The 201-nt window shown below is 68.7% G+C and carries 1 protein-coding gene; it reads right to left on the bottom strand.

The window, feature by feature from the left end:
- Positions 1–201, bottom strand: a 201-nt coding sequence (locus ACX4ZE_RS23645) for a hypothetical protein (RefSeq protein ID WP_480275678.1), incomplete at both ends; no start/stop codon positions are given.

Genomic DNA, 201 nt, shown 5'->3' with positions numbered 1-201 from the left:
TCCGTCGCCCAATACTGCTCACACTCCGGCGCCAACCGCGACAACAACAACCCCGACCCGACACCGATCTCGAGGACCCGCCCCACCCCCAAACCCCGGATCCGCGCCACCGTGCGCGCCCGCCACTCCCGCATCTGCGCAACCGGGATCGGCGCCCCGGAATAACTACTGTCCCACCCCCGGAAATCCTCACCGAACCCC

It is taken from the genome of Nocardia sp. TBRC8007 (genome assembly GCF_056629435.1).
Note: the sequence above shows the minus strand (reverse complement) of the source record. Positions and strands in the feature narration are given on the sequence as shown.